Here is a 7,346-nt window from a genome sequence, read left to right as displayed (position 1 = left end):
GAACTTCGTTCATTGATGTCTCCAGTGAAGGAGAATAAGTCTTTGTCGACCTCATCAACTACTGTGAATGTCCACACAGATTTGCTTGTCTGTCTAATTTTTAAAGAGCAATTCGCTGCTTTTATTCAGCGATTCGGAACTAATCTTTTTCAGTGCCGAGGGATGCGTATTCTACGCTTCCTTTGTTTCGCGTCAAGCAGTTTTTTCAACTTCTTTTCGCGCCACTCCTGGGCTTGAGCCCGGTGAGTGAGTCTTCACTTTATCCCGCGTTACCTTGGTTGCTATAAGAACCAGTTGGCGCCGTCTGCCGTGTCGATGGAGGCGCATTATAGGGAGCCGTCGAAATTGCGCAAGGGGGTTTTGAAAGAAAAATACGATTTTTGGCGCGCTTGCTGGAATTTCACCCTGACCAGTGATTTTTTAACCTTTATACTGTCAAAAAATGCCAAATTCAGGGGTACAAGATGTCTTCTTCTATTCGTTCTTATAAAGGAAAGTCTCCTCAACTCGGAGCAAATGTCTATGTCGATGAAAGCGCAGTGCTGGTTGGGGACATAAATTTAGCTGAGGATGCCAGCATCTGGCCTTTAGTCGCCGGCCGCGGTGATGTGAACTTTATTAAGATAGGGAAACGCTCCAATGTACAGGATGGCAGCATACTGCATGTAACCCGCACTTCAGAAAAGAACCCTGCCGGCTACCCGCTGATCATTGGAGACGATGTCACTGTCGGTCATAAGGCAATGCTTCACGGCTGCACAATAGGTAACCGGGTACTGGTCGGTATGGGAGCCATAGTACTGGACGGCGCAGTTATTCAGGATGATGTCATGCTGGGCGGTGGTGCCCTGGTGCCTCCCAACAAGGTATTGGAAAGCGGCTATCTGTATGTAGGCAGCCCGGCCAAGCAAGCCAGACTATTAACAGAAGGGGAAATCACCTTTCTTAAGCAGTCAGCCGACAACTATGTCAGGTTGAAGAACGAATATTTGGAAGAGACCCGCTGAGCTTAAAAACCAGTAAAGGGAGCCTGTGCTCCCTTTCTTGTTTATTCACTTTAAACTCTTCGCAAAGCGCTCAGCCCAGGAACACATGCCCATCGGGAGTAAACTCTTCACTTTCAAGTTTCTGCTCAGCCAGATCTTCAATATCAAAGCGAGCCTGAGAGAAAACATCCAGAACATTGTCAGCATCTACCTGAGCAACGCCCGTTATTGCAGATAACTTTTCCAGTCCAATGACACAAAACAAAGTACGGCCTTCAACCTGCACCGGAAATACCATCTGCTGTTTGTCGGCATCCCAACTTTGCAGATCCGGAAATAACACGCTTTGATTCATTTTGCCTCCAAAGCCTGTCGCAATTGCGACAACACAATATCGACGTCAGGCTTTACCCCACGCCAAATTTCAAAACTGATAGCAGCCTGTCCCACCAACATACCCAGACCATCAATACAATTCACCACACCGTGAGACTTAGCCCAGGCATTAAATGCGGTCAGCTCTGCACCATACATCATGTCATAACAGAGGGTATCCGGACTGAAGATATGGACAGGCACACCAGGCAGATCACCGGCTAAACTCGCAGATGTCGAATTGATAATGATATCGAAGCCGAATTCCAGCTCTGCCATGGGCACCGCAGTGATATTTCCATAGTCTTTGAACTGCTTTGCCAGCATTTGCGCCTTTTCAAAGGTTCGATTGGAGATAATCAGCTGCTTAACACCTGACCGCAGCAAAGGCAGAATTGCCCCCCGGGCAGCGCCACCAGCCCCAATCAGTAGCACTACCTTATGGTTAAGTGAAGTATGGGAAAGAAGGTCTGCGACCAGGCCCTGTCCATCTGTATTGTCGCCACGGATCTGACCATCCGGGAGAAAACTCAGGGTGTTTACCGCACCTGCCAGCCGCGCGTCATCACTTAACTCTGTGCACAAGGTAAATGCCTGCTCTTTAAATGGCACAGTCACATTGGCCCCCTTGCCACCCGCAACAATAAAGTTGTGAACACTGAGTTCAAAACCATCAGTCGGTGCCAGCAGGGTTTGATATTCAAGCCGTTGCCGGGTTTGCGCAGCAAACTGACTGTGAATCGCCGGAGATTTGCTGTGAGCAATCGGATTACCAATAACCACGTATTTATCAGACATCTTGCTAATGGACTCCTTTAATTTCCAGTAGTATTCAACATTCAACTCTGTTGATGCGCATCAGGCACAGTGAGTCTACTCCCCCCCACCACCAGCGCAAGCCAATCCTGCTCAAGTGTAAATAGAGTCACAACATTGAGTGTACCCTCCTGCCCCTTACGGCTCAGGCTGTAGTAGACTGCCACCAGTTCAATTCAGGGAAAGTCAGCAAGATGAAGTGGTTGAAATCAATACTCAGTAAGCCGGAAGCAACAGACACTGGAGAGCGGGATCCAAAACAGTCCAATGCCTACGACAGAATTGGCGGAGAGAAGGTGATCAGGGCGGTAGCCCGCAGCTTCTATCAGGAGATGCAATCCAACCCAGCAACCCAAACCCTTCTGGCAATCCATAAAGCACCCACTGCAGAGTCTGAGCAGAAGTTGTTTGAGTTCCTCAGCGGCTGGCTCGGAGGCCCCCAGCTTTATCAACAAAAGTATGGACATCCCGCGCTGCGAGCCCGCCATATGCCCTTTGCTATTGATGAAAGCATGCGTGATCAATGGTTGCTGTGTATGAAGGCCGCGATTGAAAAAGAGATTAAAGAAGCTCAGCACAGGCAGGCAATCTATCAGGCAATTTCACAGCTGGCAGACCATATGAGGAACCAATAACTCTGGCTTTATAGTTATTGGTAACCCTAGGATCTGTTGACCTTTGAAGATGGTTTTTGCAGCTTTTTGTCGTTGTTTTATACAAAGCAACGCGATTGTGGTGTAGTTGTTCTACATAAATGAGCGTTAATGCAGTAGAAAGCGACGACAAACGCTGCCCGAAGGGCTCGGCTATACGCGCTTTACTCTTTGTTGCAAGGTATTTGCTTAGATCCCTAGGCGGCATACATTGCGTCGCGATTAAAGCGCGTCTATCTCGAGCAAAATTCAACCATGAAAGGTCAACAGACCCTAGTACAACAAAGCCGGCAATTGCCGGCTTTAATTACATCCCCTTGAGTAACAAGGCGTATAACCTGATCTTCAGGGTCGCTGGCAGCAGCACACTATCACGCCAACCACTCCTGAGGCTTGAGATAGTCAGTATAGAGTTCAGACTCTGGGCTACCCTCTTCAGGGCTATAGCAATATTCCCAACGTACCAAAGGTGGCATAGACATCAAAATAGACTCAGTTCGCCCACCAGTCTGCAGGCCAAACAGGGTGCCTCTGTCGTATACCAGGTTGAACTCAACATAGCGACCACGGCGGTAGAGTTGGAACTCACGTTCACGTTCGCCATAGGCAGTATCTTTACGACGTTCAACGATAGGCGCATAAGCGTTTAGAAAGCCTTCTCCCACTGACTTCATAAAGTCGAAGCTGCGCTCAAACTCCCAGTGGTTGAGGTCATCAAAGAAGAGGCCGCCCACGCCACGGGTCTCCCCTCTGTGTGGCAGGAAGAAATACTCATCACACCACTTTTTATATCTGGGATAAACCTCTTCGCCGAATGGCTGGCAGATATCTCTGGCGGTTTCATGCCATTGCACCACATCCTCACGGAATGGGTAGTAGGGGGTCAGATCAAATCCACCGCCAAACCACCAAACCGGGTCTTCGCCCTCTTTACGGGCGATAAAGAAACGCACATTGGCGTGAGTAGTGGGAATGTAGGGATTACGTGGGTGAATAACTAAAGAAACGCCCATGGCTTCAAAGCTACGGCCAGCTAACTCAGGGCGGTGCGCCGTGGCAGAAGCCGGCATTTTAGCTCCGGTGACATGGGAAAAGTTAACCCCGGCTTGCTCAAATACAGCGCCATCACGCAGAACCCGGCTTGTCCCTCCGCCTCCTTCGGCACGCTCCCAGGAGTCAGCGACAAAGTTTGCCTGACCATCCAGTTTTTCCAACCCCTGGCAAATTTGCTGCTGAAGGGCGACTAAAAAGGCTTTCACCTTGCTACTGTCAGGCATTCCCATAACGCTTATCCTTGTCTTAAAACTTGTCCGCTGATGGCATCGATAATGGTGGATGGCTGACGCTGCTCCCCCAATTCCCCGAGGATCAGCCCATCAACCTGTCCACTGAAATCTGCCAGAATAGTATCACCATCCAAAGCCGGTTCTTCGCCAGCTAAGTTGGCACTGGTAGAGACCAACGGCTTCCCCAACGTCTGGCACAACTCCCGCACCACAGGGTGGGCGGAAACTCTGACCGCAATGGAGTCAAATCTGCCCCTTAGCATGGTGGAAGTTGATGTAAATGTTGGCATAACAAAGGTGAATGGACCGGGCCATTTGGCCTCTGCCTGTTGCAGCTGCTCAGCCGTTAGCTGACTGAAGTCTACATAGGGTCTTAGTTGCTCAAGATCAGCAGCCACCAAGATCAAACCTTTTTCCCAGGGCCTTTGCTTGATGGCCAGGAGCTTACCTATCGCTTCGTCGTTATCCGGATCACAACCCAGACCATAAACGGCTTCTGTTGGGTAAGCGATAACCCCACCCTGCTTAACCAGCTGTTCAGCTTCTGATGGGTGCAACTGCAACATCATGAATTCACCTGTGTGTCGATAATTGTTGAACACATATCTTTTGATAAAAGTGTGACCGCCCCATCCCGGTCACGCAGAATTATACCTGCACGAGCAAACCGGTGCCAAATTTTATGAGCATGATCACAAACCAAATCAAGCGATTGGGGGAATCGAGTATGGGTTACAGTGCTCGCTTGTACTTACACTGTTTTTGAGGGCACTCGAGACGTTTGCCGGAGGCGGTGTTACGCTCCACCAGAATACCGAAGCCACAATCAGGGCACGGCTCAGCCACAGGTGGATAGTTCACCAAAAACTTGCACTTGGGATAGGTATTGCAGGCGTAGAAGGATTTGCCATAACGACTGGTTCTTTGCTCCATATGGCCTTTTCCACACACAGGACAATTTATGGCGTGTCCCTCATCCTGAGTGGGCTTTTCAATATGGTGACAGGCCGGATAGTTGGTGCAGCCAATAAAGATACCGAAACGACCTGATTTAACCGCTAATTCATTGCCACATTCAGGGCACTGTGAGCCTTCGATAACCTGAGTTTCAATGTTCTCATGCTGAACCAGGGGGCGAGTGTAATCACAAGCTGGATAACTGTTGCACCCCACAAAGCCACCGTGTTTGGAATGACGGACGGACAGCTCACTGCCACACTTGGGGCAGAGCTCATATTCTTTTTCCAGCGCGTGTTCATGGGCACTGAAAAGTTGTTCATCAATCTTGGACATGGTGGTTTCCTGCGTTTATATAGCGGCATTCTACCAAGCCAGCTCCCTGGGTGGAATTCGAACAACCGGGGCGATGACAAAATTCCGTATGACTCCCATTCAAATTTAGATATATTGTATACAAAGTATAAAAATAAGGTTAGGGAGCAACCATGAAACTGAATTCTTTGCTGCTGGCAATGACGCTTGTCGGAGTAACCGGCTGCAGCCACCTGAGCCTACCGGAGCGCCCCACCCCCAAAGCAGATACCCTGCTCCAACAAGACGCCCAGGAGTACTTTGACGATGGCGTTCAGTTTGACCTGCTGACGGCAAGAGACACTATATACAAGCTGAACCAGACCCGAGACCCACAGTCGCTGGACAAGCTACTCTATTATCTGCGGGCGTTCAGTTATTACGGTGATATCAAAGGCCTGAGCGAAGCTGATTTGGAACGTCTTGCAGAGAGTCTGTTAGATCTGCCACAAACTCCCCGGTTGCAGGAACATTTCGCCGTTACCCTGTATCGTTTCTTCAATGAGAAAACACCTGACCAGGTTGAAGAGCTGCTGCCACAGCTCCATCACCAACTGGTGCAGCTCAACACAATGCCGTCATCCACCGCTTCCGACTATGCCCTGTGGGAGACGCTGAGGGCCTATGGCTTTCTGCTGCATTTGAGTCATGACCATATGGATTCTGACTTTGCCGAAGTAGTAACAGATGAAGAGGTGTTTGAGGCTCTGGCTGAATTTACCGAATCTCAAGTCACTCAGAAGTCTGCAAACTGGCGACTGGATAACGGCTACTGGGCACTGGCTATGTATCGTCTGGCACTGCCAACCAGTGAACCGGAAGCAGAAGCACAGGTAGACCAACTGGCCGCAGCTGTTGCACGCACAGACTTGCTGCAAAGAGGTGAAGACGCCAAACAAAGCTACACTCTGGGCTATCACGTCAATATCTTCGGCAAGAAAGAGTTATGTCAGCAGCAGTCAGATATCTGCCATATCCCGGAAGTGAATGAAGTACTGCCCAATGTCCATCACTGCTCAGAGTCACTGTTCATCCGCCATCAGGATCTTACTCCGGAAGAGCTGACAATCAGCTGCACTAAACTGACTTCACAGGAAGATGACTTCCATGCCCTGTTTGCCACAGGCAAAAAGCCGGTTCCCAACGACCATAATGATGCATTGCAGGTAGTAACCTTTTCCAACTGGACCCAATATAACGCCTATGGCCAGCTGCTGTACGACATCAGCACAGACAATGGCGGCATGTATATTGAGGGCACACCACAGAATCCCGACAATCAGGCCAGCTTCTTCGCCTTCCGCCAGTTCTGGATAGACGATTTCGCCATCTGGAACCTGAACCATGAGTATGTGCACTATCTGGATGGTCGTTATATCAAGTATGCGGGGTTCCAGCATTTTCCATCCCATCTGGTGTGGTGGGCTGAAGGGATGGCTGAGTACATAGCCAAAGGCAATGACAACGCCAGAACCATCAAGATGTTGACTGAAGAAATTGAGAGCACGCCTTCTTTGGAGCGGATATTTGCCACCGAATACAAGGACGGAGTGGATCACACCTACCGCTGGAGCTACCTGGCAATTCGCTTCCTGTCGGAGCACTACAAGCAAGATATGCAACAGGCCGCCGGTTATCTGAAGTCGGACTATTTCGACGGATACATGAACAAACTCAATGAAATGGCTAAATTAGATTCAGAATTTCAACAATGGATGAAAGATCTGGCATCAGACGCCAGAGCGGAAGAGCAAGCCGAGCGTAAGATTAACAAGATTAATCGCTACGCCTATCGCGACTATCTGCAGCCGGAACATCTGCAAACCAAGGGGCTACATCAGCACTTCTAATCCTTAGGCAGTATGGATCGGACATCAAAAAAGGAGGCCCCAGGCCTCCTTTTCTATTCAATACTTATT

8 protein-coding genes are annotated in these 7,346 nt (G+C 49.4%); 3 read left to right on the top strand and 5 right to left on the bottom strand.

Translation table 11 applies throughout. From position 1 onward, the window contains the following. Positions 1-464 precede the first annotated feature (464 nt). A complete protein-coding gene (locus tag L2725_RS21615; RefSeq protein ID WP_249250876.1) occupies positions 465-1,007 on the top strand; it encodes a gamma carbonic anhydrase family protein in 543 nt (180 codons plus the stop codon). Positions 1,008-1,077: 70 nt separating this feature from the next. Here L2725_RS21615 and L2725_RS21610 read toward each other — a convergent pair whose 3' ends face one another. Next, positions 1,078-1,341, bottom strand: a complete 264-nt coding sequence (locus L2725_RS21610) for a DUF1488 family protein (RefSeq protein ID WP_115139172.1) — start codon at positions 1,339-1,341, stop codon at positions 1,078-1,080. Next, on the bottom strand, positions 1,338-2,159 hold the full coding sequence (gene aroE / locus L2725_RS21605) for a shikimate dehydrogenase (protein WP_249250875.1): 822 nt from the start codon (positions 2,157-2,159) through the stop codon (positions 1,338-1,340). Before aroE ends, L2725_RS21610 begins: the two co-directional genes overlap by 4 nt. A gap of 212 nt (positions 2,160-2,371) precedes the next feature. Here aroE and L2725_RS21600 point away from each other — a divergent pair, with 212 nt between their 5' ends. Beyond that, on the top strand, positions 2,372-2,812 hold the full coding sequence (locus L2725_RS21600; RefSeq protein ID WP_249250874.1) for a group II truncated hemoglobin: 441 nt from the start codon (positions 2,372-2,374) through the stop codon (positions 2,810-2,812). A gap of 389 nt (positions 2,813-3,201) precedes the next feature. Here L2725_RS21600 and hemF read toward each other — a convergent pair whose 3' ends face one another. The 3 genes from hemF to L2725_RS21580 all read right to left on the bottom strand — a co-directional run bounded on the left by hemF (position 3,202) and on the right by L2725_RS21580 (position 5,409). Continuing rightward, on the bottom strand, positions 3,202-4,113 hold the full coding sequence (hemF, locus tag L2725_RS21590) for an oxygen-dependent coproporphyrinogen oxidase (protein ID WP_249250873.1): 912 nt from the start codon (positions 4,111-4,113) through the stop codon (positions 3,202-3,204). 5 nt (positions 4,114-4,118) lie between these two features. Next, entirely contained in the window at positions 4,119-4,682 is a 564-nt protein-coding gene (gene tsaC, locus L2725_RS21585; RefSeq protein ID WP_249250879.1) for an L-threonylcarbamoyladenylate synthase type 1 TsaC, read from the bottom strand. A gap of 166 nt (positions 4,683-4,848) precedes the next feature. Continuing rightward, entirely contained in the window at positions 4,849-5,409 is a 561-nt protein-coding gene (locus tag L2725_RS21580; RefSeq protein ID WP_249250872.1) for a DNA topoisomerase family protein, read from the bottom strand. Positions 5,410-5,561: 152 nt separating this feature from the next. On the opposite strand from L2725_RS21580, the gene L2725_RS21575 reads away from it, so the two are divergent. Further along, a complete protein-coding gene (locus L2725_RS21575) occupies positions 5,562-7,277 on the top strand; it encodes a collagenase (protein ID WP_249250871.1) in 1,716 nt (571 codons plus the stop codon). Positions 7,278-7,346: the final 69 nt, after the last annotated feature.

This window comes from Shewanella corallii (genome assembly GCF_023349125.1).
GTDB classification, from domain to species: Bacteria; Pseudomonadota; Gammaproteobacteria; order Enterobacterales; family Shewanellaceae; genus Shewanella; species Shewanella corallii.
This window is presented reverse-complemented; position numbering and strand designations above follow the sequence as displayed.